Origin of the sequence: Stenotrophomonas sp. Br8, from assembly GCF_014763005.1 — a bacterium.
Lineage (GTDB): Bacteria > Pseudomonadota > Gammaproteobacteria > Xanthomonadales > Xanthomonadaceae > Stenotrophomonas > Stenotrophomonas lactitubi.
In genome coordinates, this window is record NZ_JACGTN010000003.1 from 49,547 (window position 1) to 71,720 (window position 22,174).

Genomic DNA, 22,174 nt, shown 5'->3' on the forward strand with positions numbered 1-22,174 from the left:
TCGACGGGCGCAAGCCGGTCTGCCGCTTCGATGCTGAAGATCATTTGCCTGACCGCTGCCCTGGGGGCAGCGCTGGGGACGACCGCGCACGCGGCCGACCTGACATTCGACGGCCGCCAGGCGCGTGCCGAAGCCGCTGCCAATGGCAGCTTCGTGCTGCATGCGCGCACACCGGAAGGGCGCGGCGAGGTGCGCATCGCCGCCGCGCCCATGCGCAGCCAGACCGGCAGCGTGATGTTCGACGCGCTGTTCGCATTGGCCCAGCAGGAAATGGACCAGGACCGGGTGGACGCCATCCGCGATCCGGCCTTCGATGAAGGCCGTCCGGTACCCTGCGAGTGCTTCCAGACCGGCGCGCGCTGGCCGTACGTGTGGACGCGCGACGTCAGCTTCGCTGCCGACCTGGCGCTGGCCAAGCTGGACCCGAAGCGCACCCGGCAGTCGCTGCAGTTCAAGTTGTCGGCGGCGCGCGACGGGCATACGCCCGGCCTGTTCGTGGCCCAGGACACCGGCTCCGGCGGCAGCTGGCCGATCAGCAGCGACCGCGTGGTGTGGTTCCTGGCCGCACGCCACCTGCTGGATGACCCTGCGTTTGCCGAGCAGGTCTGGCAGGCGCTGCAGGGCACGCTGGCGCAGGATCGAGCGATGGTGTTCGACGCGCAGATGGGCCTGTATCGCGGCGAGACCTCGTTCCTCGACTGGCGCGAGCAGACCTATCCGGACTGGACACGCGAGGACGTGCGCTTCATCGGCGACTCCTACGCACTGTCCACCAACGTGCTGCATTACCAGGCGCTGCGCCTGGCGCAGCAGATGGCCGCGCAGCTGGGCGACGAACGCAGCGAGCAGTACAAGGCCTGGGCCGACGCACTGGCGGTGCAGATCGACGCGCGTTTCTGGCGCGAAGACATGGGCCAGTACATGAGTTACATCGGCGAAGCGGCGCACCCGGTGCCGTACGCCAAGATCGATCTGCTCGGCCTGTCGCTGGGCATCCTCGCCGATGTGCTGCCTGCTGAGCGTGCGCGCCGTGCGCTGGCGGGTTATCCGATGGGTGCTGCCGGCAGCCCGGTGGTGTGGCCGCAGGAGGCGCAGCAGCCGATCTACCACAACCGCGCGATCTGGCCGTTCGTCAGCGCCTACTCGCTGCGCGCGGCGCGCAAGGTGGACGATGCGCCGCGCATCGCCGCGGAGATCCGCTCGTTGATGCAGGGGGCGGCGTTGGCCGGATCCAACATGGAGAACTACGAGCTGGTGACCCAGGCCGTGCACGTGGACGAAGGTGCCTTGAGCGGCCCGGTGGTCAACTCCGAGCGCCAGCTGTGGTCGGTGGCCGGCTATCTGTCGATGGTGACCGAGGGTGTGTTCGGCGTGCAGGACGACGGTCGCGTGCAGCCCAAGCTGCCGGCCGAGCTGGTGCCGGAGCTGTTCGGAAAGCAGAAGCGGATCAGCCTGGAGTCGGGTGGCAAGCGCTATGTGCTGGAGCGCCCGAAGCAGGTGGGCGCTGGCTTGCTGGTCGCGGGCAAGACGCGCACGCGTGGTGCCACGACGACCGTGCAGCTGGTCGCCGCGCCGGCAGCGGCGAGCCATGATGTGCTGCGCGCCGATGCCAATGCACGTGCGCCGGCCACGCCGCTGGCGCCGCAGGCAAAGCGCAACGGCAAGGGCTGGACCGTCGCGGTCGCCGCCGGCCAGGTGCTGTGGCAGGACGGTGTCGCGGCCACTGCCGCCAAGGGCGTGGTGCGCATCGGCGATGATGGCCTGCAGCACTGCTTGAGCCTGACCCGTCGCGAAGGTGTGCTGGAATCACTGCACAGTCCGATGGTCTGCGTCGGCCCGCAGCAGGTGCTGCGTGGCAGCAGGCAGTGGCAGTTCAACGCCGCCAAGGCGGGCCACGTGCGCCTGCGCCTGCAGTACAGCAACCCGAACGGTCCCATCAACACCGGTGTGACCGCGGCGGTGGAGCAGCTGGCCGTGCAGTGCAAGGGCCAGCCGCCGCAGCGGCACACGGTGGCTCTGCCGCACAGCGTGGCGGCGCAGGATTCGACCGCTGCAACCTTCGTGGTGCCCAAGGGCCGCTGCACGGTGACCCTGGAAGAGGGCTTCAACATGAGCGCGCTGCAGCACTTCGCGCACTACACCGGCGGCAAGGGCGGGCGTGATGGCGTGCTCAACCAGGCCCAGATACAGGCGCTGAAGATGGCGCCGGTGGCGGCAACAGAGGACGCACGATGAGTCGTCCTGCAAAGCCGCAGTTGTCGTTCTGGCAGATCTGGAACATGTGCTTCGGCTTCCTTGGCATCCAGTTCGGTTTCGCCCTGCAGAACGCCAACGCCAGCCGCATCTTCGAAACACTGGGTGCGGACATGGAGGCGGTACCGGGACTGTGGATCGCCGCGCCGCTGACCGGCCTGCTGGTGCAGCCGGTGATCGGCTACCTGTCCGACCGCACCTGGACGCGCTGGGGACGGCGCCGCCCGTTCTTCATGATCGGCGCGGTGCTGACCACGCTGGCCCTGCTGGTGATGCCGAACTCGCCGACGCTGTGGATCGCGGCCGGCACGCTGTGGGTGCTGGACGCCTCGATCAACGTATCGATGGAGCCGTTCCGCGCCTTCGTCGGCGACCAGCTGGCCCCGCGGCAGCGGCCGGCCGGCTATGCGATGCAGAGCTTCTTCATCGGCGTCGGCGCGATCGTTGCCAGCTTCCTGCCCTTCATCCTGGCCCACTTCGGCGTTGCCAACACGGCAGCGGCGGGCGAGGTGCCCGATACCGTGCGCTATGCGTTCTACTTCGGCGCGGTGGTGCTGCTGGCGGCGATCACCTGGACGGTGGTCAGCACACGTGAGTATTCGCCCGACGAGCTGGCCAGCTTCGATGACGCCGAACCGCCGGCGCATCACGCCGGCACTGCGGTCACCGGCCCCGCGCCATGGGCGCAGGTTGCGCTGAGGCTGGGGCTCGGCGTGCTGCTGGCGGCGCTGATCGCGTGGCGCCAGGGCGACAAGATGCTGTACGTGCTGGCCGGCCTGTGCGCGGGCTACGGCGCACTGCTGGCGGCGGCGCGGGTACTGCCGGGCACGCACATGCTGGCAGCCATCGTCGGCGACCTGCGCGCGATGCCGATCACCATGCGTCGTCTAGCCTGGGTGCAGTTCTTCTCGTGGTTTGCTCTGTTCGCGATGTGGATCTTCACCACGCGCGCAGTGGCCGGCATGCACTTCGGTTCCACCGACGTCGAATCGGCGGCCTACAACGAAGGCGCCAACTGGGTGGGCGTGCTGTTCGGTGCCTACAACGGCTTCGCCGCACTGGCCGCGCTGCTGATCCCGCCGATGGTGCGGGCGATCGGGCTGCGTTGGAGCCATCTGGTCAACCTGTGGCTGGGCGGGGCAGGGCTGATCTCGATGATGTTCATCGACGATCCGCAATGGCTGCTGCTGTCGATGGTCGGCGTGGGTTTTGCCTGGGCCTCGATCCTGTCGTTGCCCTATGCGCTGCTGTCGGACAGCGTGCCGGCGGCGAAGATGGGTGTGTACATGGGTATCTTCAATTTCTTCATCGTGATCCCGCAGCTGGTCGCGGCCAGTGCGCTCGGTTTCGCCCTGCGCGCATGGCTGGGAGGCCAGCCGATGCATGTACTGGTGCTGGGTGGCTGCAGTCTGTTGATTGCCGGCCTGTGCGTGTTGCGGGTTCCGTCCCGTCCGGAGGTGGTGTGATGCGTGGTGCCCTGTCTGTTGCTGTATCCCTTGTGCTGTTCACTGGCCACGCCGCGGCTGCGCCACGTCCGTCCTATGTCGGCACCACCGAACCGTTCGCCAGCGACGCGGTGTATTTCGTGGTCACCGACCGCTTCGTCAACGGCGATCCGTCCAACGATCACCGCGACCAGGGCGGCAAGCACCGCACGTTCGATATCCCGGTGCCGTGCCCGGACAAGGTGGACGGCAACATCGGCTATCTCGGTGGTGACTTCCGCGGCGTGCTCGACAATGCCGATTACATCCGCAACCTCGGTTTCGGTGCGGTATGGATCACCCCCATCGTCGACAACCCGGATGAAGCGTTCACCGGCAGCAAACCGATCAGCTGCACCAGCACCCTGACAGACCGTGGCAAGACCGGCTACCACGGTTACTGGGGGATCAACTTCTACAAACTCGATGAACACCTGCCGAGCAGGGACCTGGACTTTGCCGGGTTGACCAAGGGCCTGCACGGCGCCGGCCTGAAGGTGGTGCTGGACATTGTCGGCAATCACGGGTCGCCGGCCTGGACCATGCCGAAGCGGCAGCCGCAGTTCGGCCAGATCTTCGACAAGGACGGCACGCTGATCGCCGACCACCAGAACCTGCCGCCGCAGAAGCTGGACCCGAAGCACAATCCGCTGCACGCGTTCTACAACAACATCGGTCCGGTCGACAGCAAGGACGGCTCGATTTTCGACGGCAACCTGGCCGAGCTGAGCGACTTCAACCAGGACAACCCGGCAGTGATGGATTACCTGGTGGGGGCCTACCTGCAGTGGACCGCGCAGGGCGTGGATGCGCTGCGCATCGACACCATCGGCTGGCTGCCGCATCCGTGGTGGCACGAGTTCGTCAACCGCATCCGCGCGCAGCACCCGGGCATGTTCATGTTCGGCGAAGCGTTCGACTACAACGCGGCCAGCATCGCCGAACACACCTGGCCGGCCAACGCCAATGTCAGCGTGCTCGACTTCCCGCTGCGCGGCGCGCTGGAACAGACCTTCGGCACCGCCGGCAAGGGGTTTGAAACCCTGTCCGAGCCACTGCACCTGACCGGTGGCCCGTACGCCAACCCGTACGAGCTGATGAGCTTCTACGACAACCATGACATGCCGCGCCTGCAGGCCAGCGACAACGGCTTCATCGACGCGCACAACTGGCTGTTCACCGCGCGTGGCATTCCGGTGGTCTATTACGGTTCGGAAACCGGCTTCATGCGTGGCCGTGCGGAACATGCCGGCAACCGCGCCTACTTCGGCCAGCCGCGGGTGGATGCCGCCCCGCAGAGCCCGATCTTCGCGCCGCTGCAACGCATCGCCAAGCTGCGTGAAGCCACGCCCGCACTGCAGCGCGGCCTGCAGGTGAACGAACGTCTGCAGGGCGATGAAGCGGTGTTCTTCCGCGTGCTGCAGCACGCCGACGTAGCGCAGACTGCGCTGGTGCTGTTGAACAAGGGCGATGCCGCGAAGACCTTCAACGTGGACCGCTACCTGCAGGCCGGCACCTGGCGGGACGCGCTGGACGGCGGCGAGGTGAAAGTGACGGGGGCGCTGAAGGCTGACGTGCCTGCGCACGGGGTGAAGGTGTTCGTACTGGATGCGGACGTGGAGCAGCCGGCGTTGCAGGCCGAGCTGGACAAGGCCGTGGCCGATCAGCAGGCGCGCGACCAGCGGTTGAAGCGCTGAGAGGTCCGGGCCGGGCGGTTGTAGAGCCGAGCCCACGCTCGGCTGCCGCCATCCACAGTCCGTGGAAGCGCAGCCGAGCGTGGGCTCGGCTCTACAATAGGCCCCTTACCTCCCTGTTGCAGCCGCCATGACCGACCTTGCCCCGCAGACCCCGATCGAAACCCTGCTCAAGGCCGCGATGGACGGAACAGTGCCGATCCGCGCGTTCATGGAGGCCTTCGTCGCCTCCGATGTGGTGCTGCTGACCGGCAGCCTGGTCACCCCCGATGGCAGCGGCTTCGATCCGCTGCTGTTCGACAAGCAGGGCACCCTGCACGTAGCCGTGTTCACCGATCCGGCGCGGGTGGGCATCTACAGCCAGCAGGCCGAGCATCAGGTCCGCTGGCTGATGCTCGACGTGTTGCGTCGCGTGCCGGGCGGTTACGGTGTGGTGATCAATCCGGGTACCACGCTGGGCTTTGAGATCTCGCCCAGCGGCGTCGGCGAGATCCTGAAGGATTTCGCGCAGGGCTGACCGTTCTGTAGCGCCGGGCCGTCGCTCGTCTGCTTCCAATTGAAGGCCGTACGTGATCCTCTTGCACGACATAGGGATCGAGGCTTCGCCATGGAATTCAGGGTGCTACCCGCTGACGCGCCGGAAAGGCTGCAGCTGGCACAGTGGTACAACGCGCAATGGGGCCGGGACGCCGGCGTGTCGCTGGAGCAGGAACTGCAGCGGCTCAACCAGCCGCAGGATGCGGAAGGCTTTCCGCACCTGATCACCGCATTCGATGGCGCCCAGGTGGCAGGCGCGGTGCAGCTCAAGCGCCGGGAGATGCAGGGCTTGCCGCAGTACGAGCATTGGCTGGGCAGCGTGTTCGTGGCCGACAGTCATCGTGGCCGCGGGCTGGCCAGCGGATTGGTCGAACAGGCTGCGGCGCAGGCGGTGCGGATGGGCGTCTCGCATCTGTACCTGCAGACCGAAGCCCTGGATGGCGGCCTCTACGCGCGGATGGGCTGGACGCCCCTGCAGGAAGCCGACAACCACGGCTGTCGCGTACTGGTGATGGTACGGGAGCTGGGCGCATGACCGCCGCTTCGATACACCATTCCCGCCTGGCGCTGGTCTTCCTGATCGGCGCCATCGTCGCAGCACTCATCGCCATGCCATTGCTGCGCGCGGTCGGTTTCGTGCAGTGGCCGGTGTTCGTCATCGCCTGGCTGATCAACCTGGGGGCGGCCTGGCATCTGGGGCAGTGGGCGCGGCAGCAGGGCCGTTCGGAGTTTGCCTTCATGTTGCTGGCTGCACTCGGCACCGTGGCGTCGATCGTGATCTACGTGCTGCTGGCGGTGCTGGGGCCGAAGGCCGGTTCGCAGAGCCCCGCAGCGTAGCCGAGGGCGTCAACGGGGCAGCACGGCATCCACGCATGGCGTGGATGCGTTCCAGTAGATCCACGCCATGCGTGGATGCTTCCGCAAACGATGCCGGCCCGAAGGCCGGCACCATCACGCGTGTTACATCGTCACCTTGCGCCGGTTGTCCTCGCTCACCCGGTCGATCAGCTTGTTGTACGGATCGAAGCCCGCCTCATCCGGCCTGGCATCCACCGTCACCGTGATCTTCGGCTCGGCCGTGGTGATGTGGTGGCGCTGCAGGTACAGCACCTTCTGGTCATGTTCCTTGCCGGACGGACCATTGGCGAACACACCAATCTCCACCCAGTCATCCATCGTGCCGGCGGTCTCCTTGCCCTTGCCATCGGCGTACTGCTTGCTGGCATGCAGGTCCAGGGTCACGTCGTAGCGTCCGTCGGCACGCTTGCGCGCGCTGGCGGCCAACAACCGGTTGTCGTAGAAGCTCATCTTCTCGAACAGGTCGGTGACCAGCTGCTGGCGGTCGGCGGGCGTTTCGGCGCGAATGTAGGCCAGCAGCTCCCGCGAGGTGGTGTACGGCGGCTGCTGGTAGCCCTTGTCCTGCAGGAAATGCTTCAGGGCACGGTTCAACGCCTCCTCGCCGATTTCCTCACGCAGCCGGTAGAACACCAGCGAGCCCTTCTGGTAGTGGATGTACTGCTGGTTCTCGACACGCTCCAACGGCAGCTCCTCGATGGCCTCACCGCCGCGCCCGGACAGGTAGCCATCCAGCTCGCGCTTGAGGAACTGGCGCATGTGCTGGCGACCGTATTCCTGCTCCATCACCATCAGTGCCGAATACTGCGACAGCGACTCGGACAACACGGTTGCGCCCTGCACGTTGGCGCCGATCACCTGGTGCGCCCACCACTGGTGCGCGACTTCGTGGGCGGTCACGTAGAACACATAGTCCACCTTGTCCGGGTCGCGCAGGTCGGCGATGAAGCCGATCGACTCCGAATAGGGAATGGTGTTGGCGAAGGACTGGGCGAAGCGCTGGTAGCCCGGGAACTCGATGATGCGTACCTGGCGATGCTGGTACGGAGTGAAGTTGGCTTCGTAGTAGGCCAGCGACTTCTGCACCGCGTCGATCATGCGGTCCACGTTGTAGCCATGGGCGGGATCGAAATACACCTCGATCGGGATGTCCTTGTACCTCGCCCGGCGAACCTCCCAGCGTGCCGACAGGTAGGCGTAGAAGTTCAGCATCGGCCGGTCCATCGCATAGCTGAAGCAGCGCCGCCCGTTCACCGTGGTCTCGTGCTGCAGGTAGCCCGGCGCCAGTGCCACCTGGTCCGGTGCCGTGCAGATGGTGCTGCGGAAGTCGAGCCAGTCAGCGTCGTTGGTGACGTAGTTGTTCGCGCGTGCGGCTTCGTCCTCCAGCTTGGGCATGCGCCGTGGCTCGCCGAGGTCACGCTTGCGCCGCTCGTTGCGGTCGCTGATCTCAACGCCTTCGTTGTAGCCGAAGGACGGCAGTACGCGGCTGTTGAAGAAGCTGCCGTTGTCGACGATGTTGCTCGGCGCCTGATCCGCGGTGATGCCATGGGGCTGCTGCACCACACGGAAATGGATGCGGCGCTCTTCGCCCGGCTGCAACGGCGTGGCCAGGCGATAGATGCGGTAGCCAAGGTCGGCGTCGTGCATCGACAGCGTCTGTCCGCCCAGGTCGACGGCTACCAGCTGTTTGTCGTCGGCCGTGGCCACGTGCACCTCCTGGATGGGCGCGGCGTGGGTATTGCGGATCGTCCAGTTGGCGTCGATCACCATCGACTGGGTTTCGGGATGCAGGTCCACCCGGTTGTCCACGGCGATGATGCGCGGCTGCGGCAGGTTGCGGTATTTCGACAGTTCGCGTTCGTAACGGGCCTGCAGGTCCAGCTGCTGGTCCGGTGAAAGGAAGTCGTTGCGGATGTTGGTGCTCCAGTACAGCCAGCTGCCTACCGCGATGAACGCGACGGCGGACAGCGCTGCCATCGCGCCGGTCGGGCCACGCAGGCGTCGCCCGGCCAGGGCAAGCCGCTGGCGCAGGCCCTGGCTGACGCCACGTACCCAGAATGCCGATGCCAGGCACATCAGTGCCAGCAGGAACAGCGCCCAGTAGCCCTGGAAGGCCAACTGTCCGGTCAGGAAATGGCCGTAGCCGTTCATGTCCGAATAGGGGGCAATCGGCCAGCTGCCGAAGTTGTAGATGTTCTGGGTGTAGTCGAGCATGCCCAGCACGCCTTGGCCGATCATCACCACGATCAGCAGCGCGTAGCCGAAGAACTTGTTGTTGGTCAGCACCTGCAGCACCAGCGCCAGACCGCCCATCAGCACGTACACCACCGAATCCAGCGCAAGGCTGCGCAGGTACAGCAGCGGTTCGAGATGGGTATAGCCCTTGGCCAGCTGCACGGCCATGGCTGCCAGCGCGCCGGCCGCCTGGAAGCAGGCGATCACCGCCAGCAGTGCGACGAACTTGGCCAGCAACGGCACCCAGTTGGGTACCGGCATCGCATCGTTCACCTCGTTGATGCGTGCGCCTCGCTCCTTCCACACCAGCTCACCGGCGAAGAACAGCACGATGATGATCAGCAGCCAGCTGAAGGCGCCTTGCAGGGCCATGATCATCTGCGAGGTGACCGGCCAGATGGAGGTGCCGTACAGCGTCTGCCGGAACAGCGCGGACGGCAGGAAATTGGCCAGGCCCAACACCAGCAGCACGATGAAGGGCACGCTGCGCAGCACGCCGCGTGTATCGAAGCGCACCTGGCGCAGGAACTGCCGCCACGCGGTGCCTGTACTGAACACCGGCGTCACCCGCGGCAGCGTGGTCGTTGCCGGTCGCAGCGGCGCGGGATCGGCTGATGCCACCGCCTTGCCGCGCCCCCAGCGCCGGCGGCCGCTGCCGCTGCGCTCGGTACGGAACAGGGCGAAGGTGGCGGCGAACAGCGCGGCGGCTACGGTCAGCCACAGCACCCGGTTGGCCAGCAGGTAGCCGGCCAGTTCCGGAATGCCGCTGTTGCGCTCTTCGGTGGACCAGTAGCGGATGGTGCGCGACAGCGCACGCATGCCCAATGGCTCGGTCAGCACCGCGATCCAGGTGTTGTCGATGTCGCGCAGCAGGGCGGCGCTGACCCCATACAGTACGAAGTAACCGACCACGCCGATGTACACCCACAGGATCGAACGGGTGGTCACCGCCAGCAGCGACAGCAGTGCCGTGGTGAACAGCAGGTTGGGAATGACCACCACAGCGAAGGTCCAGGCATAGCCGGCCCAGTTGGTGGGCCCCAGGCGCTCGGCGTCGACCCAGGGCATGAACTGCGCCACCAGTATGCCAACGGCGATCAGCACGTATACCAGCAGGCCCGACACCAGCGCTGCGGCGATGCGCCCGGCCAGATAGTGGCGGCGTTTGATCGGGCTGGCGAAGATCAGTTCGGCTGTGCCCAGTTCGAAGTCACGCAGCAGCGCGTTGCTGACAAACAGGGTGGACACCAGCATGCCGAGCAGGGTGAAGATGCCCAGCATCGAGGCGACAACGGTGGGGGCATTGCTGTGCACGTTGCCGCTGCCGCCCCCGATCTGCACCGCATCGCTGGACGCGGCGCCGAAGGCGAGCAGGGCGAACAGACCGGCAAACAGCCACAGCAGCGGGGAACGCAGCTGCTCGCGCAGCTCGAACCGGAAGAAGTCGAGGGTCATGGTGTACTCCGCTCAGGCTGCACGGGCACGCGCCTGCAGGCGCAGGCGCTGGAAATACACGTCCTCGAGATCGGGTGCGACCGGCGCGAAGCCATCGCCCGGGTCGCTGGCGCTGTGCACGTGGATCACCGGACGGCCCCCCACCAGGCGCGAGGACAGCACCGTGTAGCGCGCCTCATGGTCGGCCAGTTCGGATGGATCCACCTGCTTGCGCCAGACCTGCTGCTGCAGCGCGTCGATCGCATCGGTGGGGCGGCCGGTCAGCAGCACCTGACCCTTGTTCATGATCGCCATGGTCGGGCACAGGTCGGTCACGTCCTCGACGATGTGGGTGGACAGGATCACCGCCACGTTCTCGCCGATGGCCGCCAGCAGGTTGAGGAAGCGGTTGCGCTCTTCCGGGTCGAGCCCGGCGGTGGGCTCGTCGACGATCACCAGGCGCGGATCGCCCAACAGCGCCTGGGCGATGCCGAAGCGCTGGCGCATGCCCCCGGAGTAGGTGCCCAGCTTGCGCTTGCGTGCATCCCACAGGTTCACCTGCTGCAGCAGGCCATCGACCACCTCGCGACGCTGGCCACGCTGGGTCAGGCCCTTCAGCACGGCGAAGTGCTCCAGCAGGTCCAGCGCGCTGACCTTCGGGTACACCCCGAAGTCCTGTGGCAGGTAGCCCAGGCGGCGGCGCACGGCGTCCTTGTCGCGCAGTACGTCGATCGGTGATTCACCCGGAATGCTCAGGGTGGCACTGCCACTGTCAGCCTCCTGCAGGGTGGCCAGGGTGCGCATCAGCGAGGATTTCCCCGCGCCGTTCGGGCCGAGCAGGCCGAACATGCCGCGGGGAATATCCAGGGTGACCCCGTTCAACGCGTGCACGCCGTTGGCGTACGTCTTGGACAGCGAATCGATCTTCAGCATGCGACGTACACCTTTCCGTGTATTGATCTGCTGTTTATCGCGCTGAACGGGGGCCGCGTCATGCCCCTTTGGTCATGGTGCCTTTGGCCAGCGGTCCAGCTGCCAGCACAGCAGCGCACCGTCCTCGGCATCCACGCGCCGACCGACCGTGCGGAAACCGTTCCGGCGCAGCACTGCCTGCGAGGGCAGGTTGTCCACCGCCGTTTCGGCCTTCAGCACGTGTATGCGCGGCTCCGTCCACGCCCATTGCACGAACTCGGCCAGTGCGGCGCCGGCCAGGCCGCGTCCCTGGTGGGCCGGGGCGATGCCATAGCCGAGGGTGAGAACACCGGCCTGCGGCGTGCAGGTCAGCGACAGCAGGCCCACCGTGCGTGCCGCCACGACGATCCGCCATGCGGCCGGCGCAAACTGCGGCTCGATGGAGGCGGTGAGGTCGGCCAGCAGGGCGATCACTTCGGGTGGGGCGACAGCGTTTTCAGCGGTATGGGTGCAGGACAGCAGAGCGCGCACGTCGTGTGCGGACGCAGGAATGAGCATGGGAACCTCGACAGGGAGTTGCCCGGAAGGGCATTTCCGGTGCGAGGGCAGGGCAGCGTGAGCCTCAGCCCAGGTGCAACTCGCCGTTCGCCGCCGTCACCGGTGCGGTGTGGGAACTGCTGGCGGAGGACAAAGGCCTTCTCTTGGCGGTAGGGAGTGCTGCGCGGACTGCGCCCGCATAGCGTAACTGCGGGTCGCTGGTGCAGTGAAGCGGCGGCCGTGAAATCTTCCTGAATGCGTTGGCATCGGTGCGCTGGATCACACAATGCGTCGACAGGGGCGCCGATACGCTCTGCCCCTCATACAGCGAAGTCAATGCGAGCGCGCATGCGGATCACAACCGGAATCGAAGGACTGGACAGCATCATTGGCGGCGGGCTGCCGCAGGCGCGGCTGTACCTGCTCGAAGGGCCACCGGGCTCCGGCAAGACCACGCTGTCCCTGCAGTTCCTGCTGGAAGGCCTGCGACGCGGCGAGCGCTGCCTGTACATCACGCTCTCGGAAACGGCCGAGGAGCTGCGCGAAGTCGCGTTGGCCCACGGTTGGTCGCTGGACGGCCTGCACCTGTTCGAGCTGGGTACGGCCGAAGGGGCGATGGGCAACGGCCGCCTGCAGTCGGTGCTGCACTCGTGGGAAATGGAGCTGGACGAGACGGTCAACCTGATCATGTCCAAGGTGGACAGCATCGGGCCGACGCGCGTCGTGTTCGATTCGTTGTCGGAACTGCGCCTGCTGGCACAGGATTCGCTGCGCTATCGCCGGCAGATCCTCGCACTCAAGCAGTTCTTCGCGCCCAAAAGCGCGACGGTGTTCCTGGTGGACGACCTGACGTCCACCGGCGATGAGCGCGATGGCCAGCTGCACAGCCTGTGCCACGGCGTGCTGTCGCTGGAACGCCTGACCCTGGACTTCGGCCCTGCGCGGCGGCGGATGCAGGTGCAGAAGCTGCGGGGCGTCGATTTCGTTGCCGGCTACCACGACATGGTGATCCGTCGTGGCGGCGTGCAGATTTTCCCGCGCCTGATCGCCTCCGAGCATCACGGCCGGTTCGTCGGAACGCCCATCAGCAGCGGGGTGGACGAGATCGATCGGCTGTTGGGCGGTGGACCGCTGCGCGGTACCTCCACGCTGCTGACCGGTCCGGCCGGCAGCGGCAAGACCAACGTGGCACTGCAATACGTGTGGGCCGCCTGCGAGCGCGGTGAGCGCAGCTGCATCTTCGAATTCGACGAGCGGGTCGGCACGCTGCTGGCACGCGCCTCCGCGCTGGACATCGACCTGGACAAGCACCTGCGTTCGGGCCTGCTGGAAATCCTGCAGATCGATCCCGCGGAAATATCGCCCGGCGAGTTCTCCTGGAACCTGCGCAAGGCCGTGGAAGAACGCAACTGCAGCGTGCTGGTGATCGACAGCCTCAACGGCTATGTCACCGCCATGCCGCAGGAAAAACAGCTGATGCTGCAGCTGCACGAGATGCTGTCCTACCTGAACCAGAAGGGCGTGGCGACCTTCATGATCAACCCCCAGCATGGGCTGGTCGGCACCATGTCCACCGGCAGCCTCAACGTGTCCTACATCGCTGATGCGGTGGTGCTGTTCCGCTTCTTCGAAGCCAAGGGACGCATCCGCAAGGCGATCTCGGTGATCAAGAACCGCGGCGGTGCGCACGAGGACACCATCCGTGAACTGAAGATCGACGGGCGCGGCATCACGGTCAGCGCCGCGCTGGCCGATTTCCAGGGCATCCTCACCGGTACGCCCGAATTCGTCGGCGACAGTGCGGCGCTGCTGGGCCAGTCCAATGTCCGATAGCGATGATGGCGGCACGGTTGTCCGCATCGTTGCTCCCTTCGGCCGCGATGCTGACAGCATTGCGGCGGTGCTGGCCAACGCGTGTCTGAAACCGCACATCGCACCCGGTCTGGAGGTATTGGCCAGCCAACTCGATGACCGCACCGGGCTGGTGGTGGTGACCCAGGAAGCAGTGGCGCGCGACAGCGAAGCGTTGCTGCAGGCGCTGCAGCAGCAGCCGGCCTGGTCGGACATTCCGTTCATCCTGCTGCGCTCGGCGCGTTCCTATCGGCGTTCCACCCGCGAACCGCTGCTGCCCGGCTCGATCAACGTGGTGGAGATGGACCGGCCGCTGGGCAGCATGTCGCTGCTCAGCGCAGTGCAGGGTGCGCTGCGTGCACGCGCGAAGCAGTTCGTGGTGCGCGACCAGGTCACCGCATTGGCTGATGGCCGCGCGGCGCTGGCACGCAGCGAGTCCGAACTGCGCCTGATCGCCGACGCGATGCCGGTGCTGATCGCGTTCGTCGATCGCGCGCTGTGTTTCCGCTTCGCCAACAAGGCCTACGAAAGCTGGTTTGAACTGGCCACCGGCGACGTGATCGGCAGGCATGTGCGCGAGGTCATCGGCGAGCCGGTATGGCAGCAGCGTCGGCCGGCGATGGAAGCGGCGTTGGTCGGCCGTGAGGCGGTGTTCGAGATCGTCTGGCCGCATCGCGTGTACGGGCGCCGGGACTGTGAAGTGCGTTACTCGCCGCGCCGGGATGCCGAAGGCCGCATCGACGGCTTCCATGTCTTCGTCACCGATATCACTGCCGCCAAGCTGGCCCTTGCCAGCAGCCAACAGCACGCGCACGCGCTGGAGGCGATGGTGGCCGAGCGTACCCGTGAGCTGGAAGCGCAGATGGCGGCGCGCGAGGCCAGCGACGCCGCACTGCGGCAGTCGCAGAAGATGGAAGCGATCGGCCAGCTGACCGGCGGCATCGCCCACGACTTCAACAACATGCTGACCGGCATCCTGTCCGCGCTGGACATCGTGCGCCTGCGTCTGGACATGGGCCGGGTCGACGACCTCGAACGTTTCCTCGACACCGCCACCGCCTCGGCCCAGCGTGCGGCGGCACTGACCCAGCGCCTGCTGGCGTTCTCCCGACGGCAGTCGCTGGATGCGCGGCCGGTGGAGATCAACACCCTGCTGGTTTCGGTACAGCACCTGCTGCACAGCACCCTGGGCGAAGCCGTGCGTATCCGCGCCGAGCCCTCGCCGCTGCCGTTGCACGCCACGCTGGATGCCAACCAGTTCGAAAGCGCGCTGTTGAACCTGGCCATCAACGCGCGCGATGCGATGCCGCACGGCGGTGATCTGACCCTGCGCGCATCGGCGGTCAGCGTTCGCCAAGGTCAATACACCGCCGTGCCCGCAGGCGACTACGCGATGGTGGCGGTGGCCGATACCGGTGCCGGCATGGCGCCGGAAGTGGTCGAGCGTGCCTTCGAGCCCTTCTTCACCACCAAACCCATCGGCAAGGGCACGGGTCTGGGCATGTCGATGGTGTACGGCTTCATGCAGCAGTCCGGCGGCCACATCGCGATCGAGTCCAGTCTGGGCGAGGGCACGACGGTGCTGTTGTTCATTCCGTTGTCGGAAGCCGTGGCGGAGGACGAGCCTGCACCCTCGCAGCCGATCCGGCGTGGTGCCGGCCAGTCCATCCTGGTGGTGGAGGATGACGAACAGGTACGGATGCTGGTGACGGTGGTGCTGGAAGACCTGGGGTATCACGCCCAGGTGGTGGGCGATGCGGATGCGGCCATCCCGATCCTGGCTTCGGCGCAGAACATCGACCTGCTGGTCACCGATGTCGGGCTGCCGGGGCTCAACGGCCGCCAGTTGGCGGAGATCGCGCGGCAATCGCGGCCAGCGCTGCCGATCCTGTTCATGACCGGCTATGCGGAAAAGGCACAGGAACGCGCGGCCTTCCTCGATGAAGGCATGGCGATGATCGCCAAGCCGTTCCTGCTGGATGAATTCAGCATGGCGGTACGCACGGCGATGCCGGGCGGCGCGTAGTGGCGTAGGTCCTGTAGAGCCGAGCCCATGCTCGGCTGTCGTCGGACTAGCGTCTCACGCATGTTGCCGAGCATAGCTCGGCACTGCAAAAGTGCTATGCGCGCAGCGACGACTCGCGCACCACCAGCTTCACCGGGATGCTCTGGCCTTCCACCGGCTGCCGGCCGATCAGCGCCAGCAGCTTCTCCACCAGCAGCTGGCCGGCCTGCTTGGTGTCCTGCTGCACGGTGGTCAGCGGCGGCGACACCGAGGCCGCCAGCGGGATGTCATCAAAGCCGGTCACCGCCACGTCCTGCGGCACCCGCAATCCCTGCTCGCGCAGGGCGCGCACCGCGCCGATCGCAATCAAGTCGCTGGCCGCGCAGATCGCATCGATGGAACGGTGCTGGGCCAGCAGTGCCAGGCAGGCCTCATGACCGGATGCCTCGGTGGTGATCGCATCGTGCTGCAGCGCCGGGTCGGCGGCCAGCCCATGCGCACGCAGCGCTTCCACGTGGCCGCGATAGCGCTCCTGGAATTCCGGGTAGTGGCTGGAGGCATGGCCGAGGAACGCGATACGGCGGCAGCCCTGTTGCAGCAGGTGGGCGGTGATGTCATGCCCGCCCTGGAAGTTGTCGCTGCCGATCGACACCCCCGGCTGGCCGGGCAGGGCCGCGCCCCAGCGCACAAAGTGGGTGCCTTGTTCCACCAGCCGCTGCAGGCGGTCGCGTGACTCGTGGTAGTCGCCATAGCCGAGCAGGATGATGCCATCGGCCTTGTTGCTGTCTTCGTAATCGGCCTGCCAGTCGGTGGACAGCTGCTGGAAGGACACCAGCAGGTCCTGCCCGTGCAGCGCGCAGGCACGGGTGATCGAGCCCAGCATCGAGTGGAAGAAGGGGTTGATCAGCGAGTCGTCATTGGTTGGGTCCTCGAAGAACAGCAGGGCCAGGGTGCCGGCGTTGCGCAGGCGCAGGCTGGAGGCGTTCTTGTCGACCTTGTAGTTCAGCTCGCGGGCGATGCGCAGGATGCGCTCGCGGGTCTCGGCGTTGACCATCGGGCTGCCGCGCAGGGCCCGCGACACCGTGGGCTGGGAGACCCCGGCCAGGTGGGCGATGTCCAGGGAGGTGGCTTTGCCTTTGATGGTCATGGGGGCCGGAAGGGGGATGATCGGGGAATGATGCCATGGGTGGACGGCGGTGCTGCTGGCCGGCGCTTGGCCCCGGCTGCCACACTTGGTGGCATCACCGTTGGAGCTGCGCTGTGACGTATCGCCTGTACCCGGTCGCCGATGACTTCGAGGCCCGCATCCGGATCCTGCGAGCTGATGAAGGCGGTCGCCTCAGCCCGCCCAGGAACGGCATCCGCTGGGATTTCGCCTACGCCGAGCGATCGGGCGAGCTGGAGCTGTTCATGATCTGGCCCGACTTCGTGCTTCCCAGCGGCGACAGCTGGGCCTGCGATGTGCCGCTGCCGGTTGACCAGATGCTGCTGGCGAGGATGTCGGTACTGAATGACACGCTGCGGCTACAGGTCCATCGGCCACGGATCCGGCCTGGCTTGCGCTTCCACTGCCATGAGGGGCCGAAGGTGGTCGCGGTGGGGGAGGTCACCCGCATCACCGGCCTGGATCGGGCGCGGCCTGCCGGCGCCTGAGCCGCACCCGCCACGCCTCGATCGCGGCTGGATCCGACGCGGATCCAGCGATTTCCCGACGGGGTGGGGCTGGCAGGAATGGTAAGATGACCCATTCCGATATCCCCCATTCTCAACCGTGGGCGGCCCAGCGTATCGGCACCCCGCTGGGTGTGCTATCACTGGAGCAGCCCCGGACAACGGAAGAACCCATCTATGGCGCGCGGCATCAACAAAGTCATCCTGGTCGGCAACCTCGGCAACGACCCGGACGTGAAGTACACCCAGGGCGGTATGGCGATCACCCGCATCAGCCTGGCCACCACCAGTGTCCGCAAGGACAAGGATGGCAACCAGCAGGAGCGTACCGAGTGGCACCGCGTGGTGTTCTTCGGCAAGCTCGGCGAAATTGCTGGTGAGTACCTGCGCAAGGGCAGCTCGGTGTACGTCGAAGGCAGCCTGCGTTACGACAAGTACACCGGCCAGGACGGCGTGGAGAAGTACTCCACCGACATCATCGCCGACGAAATGCAGATGCTGGGCGGCCGCGGTGAAGGCGGCGGCGGTGGTGGTGGCAACTTCAGTGGCGGCGAGCGTCCGCAGCGCCAGCAGGCCCCGCGCCAGGAGTACGGCGGCGGTGGCGGTGGCGGCGGCAACGCGCGTGGCGGCCAGGGAGGTGGTTACAACCAGGGCGGCAACCAAGGCGGCGGCTACGGCCAGCAGCGTCCGCAGCAGCAGCCGCAGCAGGCGCCGCCGATGGACGACTTCGCTGACGACGATATTCCGTTCTGATTGGCGGCCTGGCTGCAGACAGCACAAAACCCCGGCAGGGCCTTGAGGCTGCCGGGGTTTTTGATTTACCGCCTAAGTACTTTCTTTTTCAGCCGTAACCGAGCGTGCCGCTCTGTCTGGTCAGCACATGTTTCATAGCGAGGGTCGGCGCAGGAACCGCACTTTTCGCATATGAGTCGTCCACAAGCACAAGTTTTTTGCTTGCCGTACACCAGAGGGCGATGTCCGCATTCAACGTTCTTTTCTTCTAGTCGTCCTCCACAATGTGCCAGTAGGGTCTTCCGCTGTCCGTCGGGGAAAGTGCCAACCAGTACACCGTTGTAATAGATGGTGATGTCCGAAATGGCAATAAACTGCGACCGGGAGACGTGCTTCTCAAGGATAGATAGTGCGTTTAGCAGCGTCTCTATCATGTTGGCGGGATCGATAATTCCTATGCCTGAAACTGCTGATGGTTGGTTGGAAGCCGGGTCATTTTGGAAAATTGATGGGTCTGTAATTCTGAGATCTCTGGCTCTGGCTGTTCGCGCTAGGGATGCGGCATGCATAGCATCTTCGGGTGAATGAGCGTGCCATCTCAGAATGCTTAGAATAGATTTTGTATCTGCCAATTCACTCGCGGCGCGCCAGCGTGCCCATGCGTGAAGAGTGAAAAGATAGAGCCAAGGAAGTCGTGGAACGCATACTTCCTGTCGTGCTGCGATGCGATTCGATTGGGATGATCGGAGAAGATCCAGGAAGTCTCTCTGTTGCGTGGTCAGGCGGTCATTTCCGGGAGGTTCCATGCCCCAGAATGAAAAGAGTACAGGTGGAATTGCTGTGATGCAGCGCCGACCAACTGCAGTTTTTTCTAAGGATGAAAGGGAATTACGCAGCACCGCCATAGCCTGGTCGCGCTCCTCGTACTGAGCCTTTGGGTAGTCCCATGCCCAAGCCGGTAGCTCAATCAGTCTTGAAACTGGATTTGTTCGTAGCGTGAAAATATCTTTGAATTGCTCTAGAAGTTTATATATTTCTATTGATTTTGTGACGCCCAGAACCCGCATGTATTCTGAAGTTGTGCACCTTAATCTGCCACCAGTCTTCCATGTGTAAGGGCTACTGACCCCGCACAGTGTTACATCGTTACCGGCAGCATCGCTTTTGAAGCCCTTGACCTTCCAGCGGCTGGACTGTATCCCGCCGTTGATGTTGCGCCGGAGGTTTTTAACATCCACGCCATGCTTTCCGCCTACGCGCAGATCCATCTGTTGCCATTCCGTCGTGCTTCCATCCAGTTGATGCAAAGCGATATCTTCTGTGGGCAGCCCCAATCCGTTGATGTAAGTCGCAGCGCATTTTTCCGCTGCTCGCGCAGTCATCATTTGGGCGCTCAGGGCGTGCGCCATCTCTTCCGGCGTGTCAATTCCTAACTGTGGGATCCACATGTCGGATAAGCGTTGATCATTATGGTTGAGGCTGGAGAGAACAAGAGTTGCGTCCATGCGCCCAACTTCGTGGGATTGATTCGCAATGTAGCTAAGTCGTTCGATTGAATTGCCTGGATCTGCGTCACATTTTTGTAAGGCGATTGCGACTGTTGTCCAAGGCGCGTCTGTCCATTTTTCCCACTGCAGCCAGTGCGAATCCAATGGCAGTCCCGATTTTATCGATTCCTTAAGGACATCCCACCAGTTGGTCCCAGTTTGGGGCTGGTTTTCGAGGGCGAGACGTGCCCATTGCGCTGCTTCCGAAACCAACATCTGCGTCCTATTTGCAAATGCGATGCGTTGTAACTGATCTCGGTGGGCAGGTAATGATTCCCACATTGGCTTAAGCCATGTGATGTCAATTTCCCTCTTGTTATCCTTGATTTGGTCGAATAGTGTCTCTACTGCACGCGGCGTCCTGGCGTTAAGATGGTGCGAAATGGCGCGCTTCCATACTGGCTGTGGCGCAAGAGCTAAGGTGTCGAGCATTGCAGGTGAGAGCCACTCTGCTTCCGTCATTGCATCAATCATTGGATGCAGCAAGCGGTCGATTGCCGGGCTAATACCCGCTAGTAATCGAAGAATAGGGGCAGGGCCGACGTCGGCATCCGACGAGGCTTCTCTATGCGCAAGATGCTGCCGAGCCAGTTCGATAGTGTCTGCGTCGGTTGGAGCGAGTGGCCTGACACTGCTTGCGGATAGACGGCCGTCTGGCTGTCCAACCACGCGCATTCGGATTAGGCGACCTAGTAGCTGGCTATTTATCGATTTGAGAGATGAAATCCGGCTTTCATTAAGGAAAATCTCGCGATTCCGATCGCCAGTCAAACAGCATGCGAAGCCAAATCCACGATTGTGGACCTGTACCACAACGCCGAAATCCTCCATCTCTACTGTGACGCCCTGAGTGAAGCCTCGTTTTGAGCTATTTCCCATCCTTGGTCATGTCCTGAATGCGGCATCAGCATTCTACTTGCGTCCCGGCGGTTTCCATAATGCAGTTGGTAATCTGAGTGGTGATACTCCAGAATCCCTCACCCCGCCGCGTTCATACGATCCACCGCGTCATCGGCCCCGGGAGTGCGTACCGGCGCGTTCTCCTCGGTTGCCGCGCGCCATAGCGATTCGACCGTCGTCTCAAGCGTTGGGACGCGCCCGCTGCTGTCGCGGGCGCTGCCTATTACGCCCTGCACCCGCGGCTCATAGGCCGGTTGCTACATGCCCCGGATGTGGGAACGCGTTTTCGCCAGAACTCGTGGTGGGTGAGAGGCAGGGGCGCACCAGGCGCACGCGCAGGCTCAGCGGCGCGACTTCGATGGCCAGACGGGTCCGCTATGCCAGGGCAGTCAACCTCGGGGCGGCCTTTACGCGATTGGTAGGGATGTCGCAGGCGCGGATCGCGCGCCTGGGCGCTTGATTACTTGGCACGTCATTGGTGTTGTGCCCCGCAGCATGGACTTTCGTGCACTGCGTCTTGCAAAAAAACAATTTCCTCCCCATGGTGCAATCGATTGCATTGCAGCGAAATCGTCAGCGTTTGATACCGGTTGGGAGGCCGGAAAGTGGATGTCCATCCATTCGATCAGACCGGGCCCGGGGCTCACGCGGCGCGATGCGCTGCGCATCGCGGTTGCCGGCAGTCTCGGCCTCGGCGCTGCGGGCGTTCTGCCTGCGTTTGCAGCCACTGCGCCGCTCAAGGGCAACCTGAAGCATTCCGTGGCCCGCTGGACCTTCCCGCAGCTGTCGGTCGCCCAGCTCTGCCAGACGGTGAAGGGCATCGGTTTTGCCGCCATTGACCTGGTGGGCCCGGAGGATTGGCCCACGCTGAAGGCGCATGGCGTATACAGCTCGATGTGCAACGGCGCCGAGCTGGGCCTCACCAAGGGCTTTGCCGGCCGTGAGTTCCACGATCTGCTGGTGGAGCGCTACACGCGGCACATCGACCTGGTCGCCGATGCCGGCTATCGCAATCTCATCTGCTTTTCCGGCAACCGCAACGGCATGGACCCGCAGGACGGCATGGCCAACGCCGAGGCTGGCCTCAAGCGCATCCTCGGGCATGCCGAGAAGCGCGGCGTGGTGCTGGTGATGGAGCTGCTGAACTCCAGGGTCGACCACCACGACTACCTGTGTGACCACTCCGCCTGGGGCGTGCAGCTGTGCCAGCGGCTCGGCTCGGACAACTTCGGTCTGCTGTACGACATCTATCACATGCAGATCATGGAGGGTGACATCATCGCCACCATCGGCAGGCACCACGCCTGCTTCAAGCACTACCACACCGCTGGCGTGCCTGGACGGCATGAGATCGGGGACCAGCAGGAGCTCAATTACCCCGCCATCTGTCGCGCGATCCGCGACACCGGTTTCGATGGTTATCTGGCGCAGGAATTCATGCCTGCAGCGCCTGATGCCGTCGGCTCGCTGCGCGAGGCGATCCGCCTCTGCGACGTCTGAAACGATATCCACCCAGGTGATAGACCC

At 64.8% G+C, this 22,174-nt stretch carries 16 protein-coding genes; 11 read left to right on the forward strand and 5 right to left on the reverse strand.

The features are described 5' to 3' along the window. Positions 1 to 30 precede the first annotated feature (30 nt). From H3005_RS01560 to H3005_RS01585, 6 genes are all read left to right on the forward strand, one after another. Positions 31 to 2,235, forward strand: a complete 2,205-nt coding sequence (locus tag H3005_RS01560; protein WP_191077475.1) for a Six-hairpin glycosidase-like protein — start codon at positions 31 to 33, stop codon at positions 2,233 to 2,235. Further along, on the forward strand, positions 2,232 to 3,719 hold the full coding sequence (locus H3005_RS01565; RefSeq protein WP_100551779.1) for an MFS transporter: 1,488 nt from the start codon (positions 2,232 to 2,234) through the stop codon (positions 3,717 to 3,719). Before H3005_RS01560 ends, H3005_RS01565 begins: the two co-directional genes overlap by 4 nt. Further along, positions 3,719 to 5,434, forward strand: a complete 1,716-nt coding sequence (locus tag H3005_RS01570) for an alpha-amylase family glycosyl hydrolase (RefSeq protein WP_100551780.1) — start codon at positions 3,719 to 3,721, stop codon at positions 5,432 to 5,434. Before H3005_RS01565 ends, H3005_RS01570 begins: the two co-directional genes overlap by 1 nt. A gap of 127 nt (positions 5,435 to 5,561) precedes the next feature. After that, positions 5,562 to 5,948, forward strand: coding sequence for an SseB family protein (locus H3005_RS01575; RefSeq protein ID WP_100551781.1), 387 nt, complete (start codon positions 5,562 to 5,564; stop codon positions 5,946 to 5,948). A gap of 90 nt (positions 5,949 to 6,038) precedes the next feature. After that, positions 6,039 to 6,503: a GNAT family N-acetyltransferase gene (locus tag H3005_RS01580; RefSeq protein ID WP_100551782.1), complete on the forward strand. Its 465-nt coding sequence runs from the start codon at positions 6,039 to 6,041 to the stop codon at positions 6,501 to 6,503. Then, entirely contained in the window at positions 6,500 to 6,805 is a 306-nt protein-coding gene (locus H3005_RS01585; protein WP_191077476.1) for a hypothetical protein, read from the forward strand. The genes H3005_RS01580 and H3005_RS01585 overlap by 4 nt, the downstream gene beginning before the upstream one ends. A gap of 123 nt (positions 6,806 to 6,928) precedes the next feature. On the opposite strand, the gene H3005_RS01590 is transcribed toward H3005_RS01585, so the two are convergent. From H3005_RS01590 to H3005_RS01600, 3 genes are all read right to left on the reverse strand, one after another. After that, entirely contained in the window at positions 6,929 to 10,513 is a 3,585-nt protein-coding gene (locus tag H3005_RS01590; protein ID WP_100551783.1) for a M1 family aminopeptidase, read from the reverse strand. 12 nt (positions 10,514 to 10,525) lie between these two features. Further along, positions 10,526 to 11,425, reverse strand: a complete 900-nt coding sequence (locus tag H3005_RS01595; protein ID WP_100551784.1) for an ABC transporter ATP-binding protein — start codon at positions 11,423 to 11,425, stop codon at positions 10,526 to 10,528. Positions 11,426 to 11,497: 72 nt separating this feature from the next. Beyond that, positions 11,498 to 11,962 (reverse strand): GNAT family N-acetyltransferase, encoded by a 465-nt coding sequence (locus H3005_RS01600; RefSeq protein ID WP_100551785.1) that lies wholly within the window; start codon positions 11,960 to 11,962, stop codon positions 11,498 to 11,500. 315 nt (positions 11,963 to 12,277) lie between these two features. Between H3005_RS01600 and H3005_RS01605 the strand changes: the two genes are divergently transcribed. Both H3005_RS01605 and H3005_RS01610 read left to right on the forward strand, forming a co-directional pair. After that, positions 12,278 to 13,774 carry an ATPase domain-containing protein gene (locus H3005_RS01605; RefSeq protein WP_180163844.1) on the forward strand — a complete coding sequence of 499 codons (1,497 nt, stop codon included), beginning with the start codon at positions 12,278 to 12,280 and terminating at the stop codon, positions 13,772 to 13,774. Next, positions 13,764 to 15,818, forward strand: coding sequence for a PAS domain-containing sensor histidine kinase (locus tag H3005_RS01610; protein WP_100551787.1), 2,055 nt, complete (start codon positions 13,764 to 13,766; stop codon positions 15,816 to 15,818). Before H3005_RS01605 ends, H3005_RS01610 begins: the two co-directional genes overlap by 11 nt. A gap of 94 nt (positions 15,819 to 15,912) precedes the next feature. Here the strand turns inward: H3005_RS01610 and H3005_RS01615 are convergent, their stop codons facing one another. Then, positions 15,913 to 16,944: a LacI family DNA-binding transcriptional regulator gene (locus tag H3005_RS01615; protein ID WP_100551788.1), complete on the reverse strand. Its 1,032-nt coding sequence runs from the start codon at positions 16,942 to 16,944 to the stop codon at positions 15,913 to 15,915. Positions 16,945 to 17,057: 113 nt separating this feature from the next. Between H3005_RS01615 and H3005_RS01620 the strand changes: the two genes are divergently transcribed. Then, the gene (locus tag H3005_RS01620) at positions 17,058 to 17,450 is read left to right on the forward strand and encodes a hypothetical protein (RefSeq protein ID WP_100551789.1); all 393 of its coding nucleotides are present in this window, start codon (positions 17,058 to 17,060) and stop codon (positions 17,448 to 17,450) included. Between the two features lie 195 nt (positions 17,451 to 17,645). Then, positions 17,646 to 18,221 (forward strand): single-stranded DNA-binding protein, encoded by a 576-nt coding sequence (locus H3005_RS01625; RefSeq protein WP_100551790.1) that lies wholly within the window; start codon positions 17,646 to 17,648, stop codon positions 18,219 to 18,221. A 65-nt stretch (positions 18,222 to 18,286) separates the two neighbouring features. Here the strand turns inward: H3005_RS01625 and H3005_RS01630 are convergent, their stop codons facing one another. Next, positions 18,287 to 20,209: a hypothetical protein gene (locus tag H3005_RS01630; RefSeq protein WP_133120038.1), complete on the reverse strand. Its 1,923-nt coding sequence runs from the start codon at positions 20,207 to 20,209 to the stop codon at positions 18,287 to 18,289. Positions 20,210 to 21,256: 1,047 nt separating this feature from the next. Here H3005_RS01630 and H3005_RS01635 point away from each other — a divergent pair. After that, positions 21,257 to 22,147 carry a TIM barrel protein gene (locus tag H3005_RS01635; RefSeq protein WP_100551791.1) on the forward strand — a complete coding sequence of 297 codons (891 nt, stop codon included), beginning with the start codon at positions 21,257 to 21,259 and terminating at the stop codon, positions 22,145 to 22,147. Positions 22,148 to 22,174: the final 27 nt, after the last annotated feature.

Excerpts from the sequence above, each read along its gene's own strand:
- H3005_RS01560 (WP_191077475.1), top strand. The coding sequence starts at position 31 with ATGCTGAAGATCATTTGCCTGACCGCTGCCCTGGGGGCAGCGCTGGGG.
- H3005_RS01565 (WP_100551779.1), top strand. The coding sequence starts at position 2,232 with ATGAGTCGTCCTGCAAAGCCGCAGTTGTCGTTCTGGCAGATCTGGAAC.
- H3005_RS01570 (WP_100551780.1), top strand. The coding sequence starts at position 3,719 with ATGCGTGGTGCCCTGTCTGTTGCTGTATCCCTTGTGCTGTTCACTGGC.
- H3005_RS01575 (WP_100551781.1), top strand. The coding sequence starts at position 5,562 with ATGACCGACCTTGCCCCGCAGACCCCGATCGAAACCCTGCTCAAGGCC.
- H3005_RS01580 (WP_100551782.1), top strand. The coding sequence starts at position 6,039 with ATGGAATTCAGGGTGCTACCCGCTGACGCGCCGGAAAGGCTGCAGCTG.
- H3005_RS01585 (WP_191077476.1), top strand. The coding sequence starts at position 6,500 with ATGACCGCCGCTTCGATACACCATTCCCGCCTGGCGCTGGTCTTCCTG.
- H3005_RS01590 (WP_100551783.1), bottom strand. The coding sequence starts at position 10,513 with ATGACCCTCGACTTCTTCCGGTTCGAGCTGCGCGAGCAGCTGCGTTCC.
- H3005_RS01595 (WP_100551784.1), bottom strand. The coding sequence starts at position 11,425 with ATGCTGAAGATCGATTCGCTGTCCAAGACGTACGCCAACGGCGTGCAC.
- H3005_RS01600 (WP_100551785.1), bottom strand. The coding sequence starts at position 11,962 with ATGCTCATTCCTGCGTCCGCACACGACGTGCGCGCTCTGCTGTCCTGC.
- H3005_RS01605 (WP_180163844.1), top strand. The coding sequence starts at position 12,278 with ATGCGAGCGCGCATGCGGATCACAACCGGAATCGAAGGACTGGACAGC.
- H3005_RS01610 (WP_100551787.1), top strand. The coding sequence starts at position 13,764 with ATGTCCGATAGCGATGATGGCGGCACGGTTGTCCGCATCGTTGCTCCC.
- H3005_RS01615 (WP_100551788.1), bottom strand. The coding sequence starts at position 16,944 with ATGACCATCAAAGGCAAAGCCACCTCCCTGGACATCGCCCACCTGGCC.
- H3005_RS01625 (WP_100551790.1), top strand. The coding sequence starts at position 17,646 with ATGGCGCGCGGCATCAACAAAGTCATCCTGGTCGGCAACCTCGGCAAC.
- H3005_RS01630 (WP_133120038.1), bottom strand. The coding sequence starts at position 20,209 with ATGACGGAAGCAGAGTGGCTCTCACCTGCAATGCTCGACACCTTAGCT.
- H3005_RS01635 (WP_100551791.1), top strand. The coding sequence starts at position 21,257 with ATGTCCATCCATTCGATCAGACCGGGCCCGGGGCTCACGCGGCGCGAT.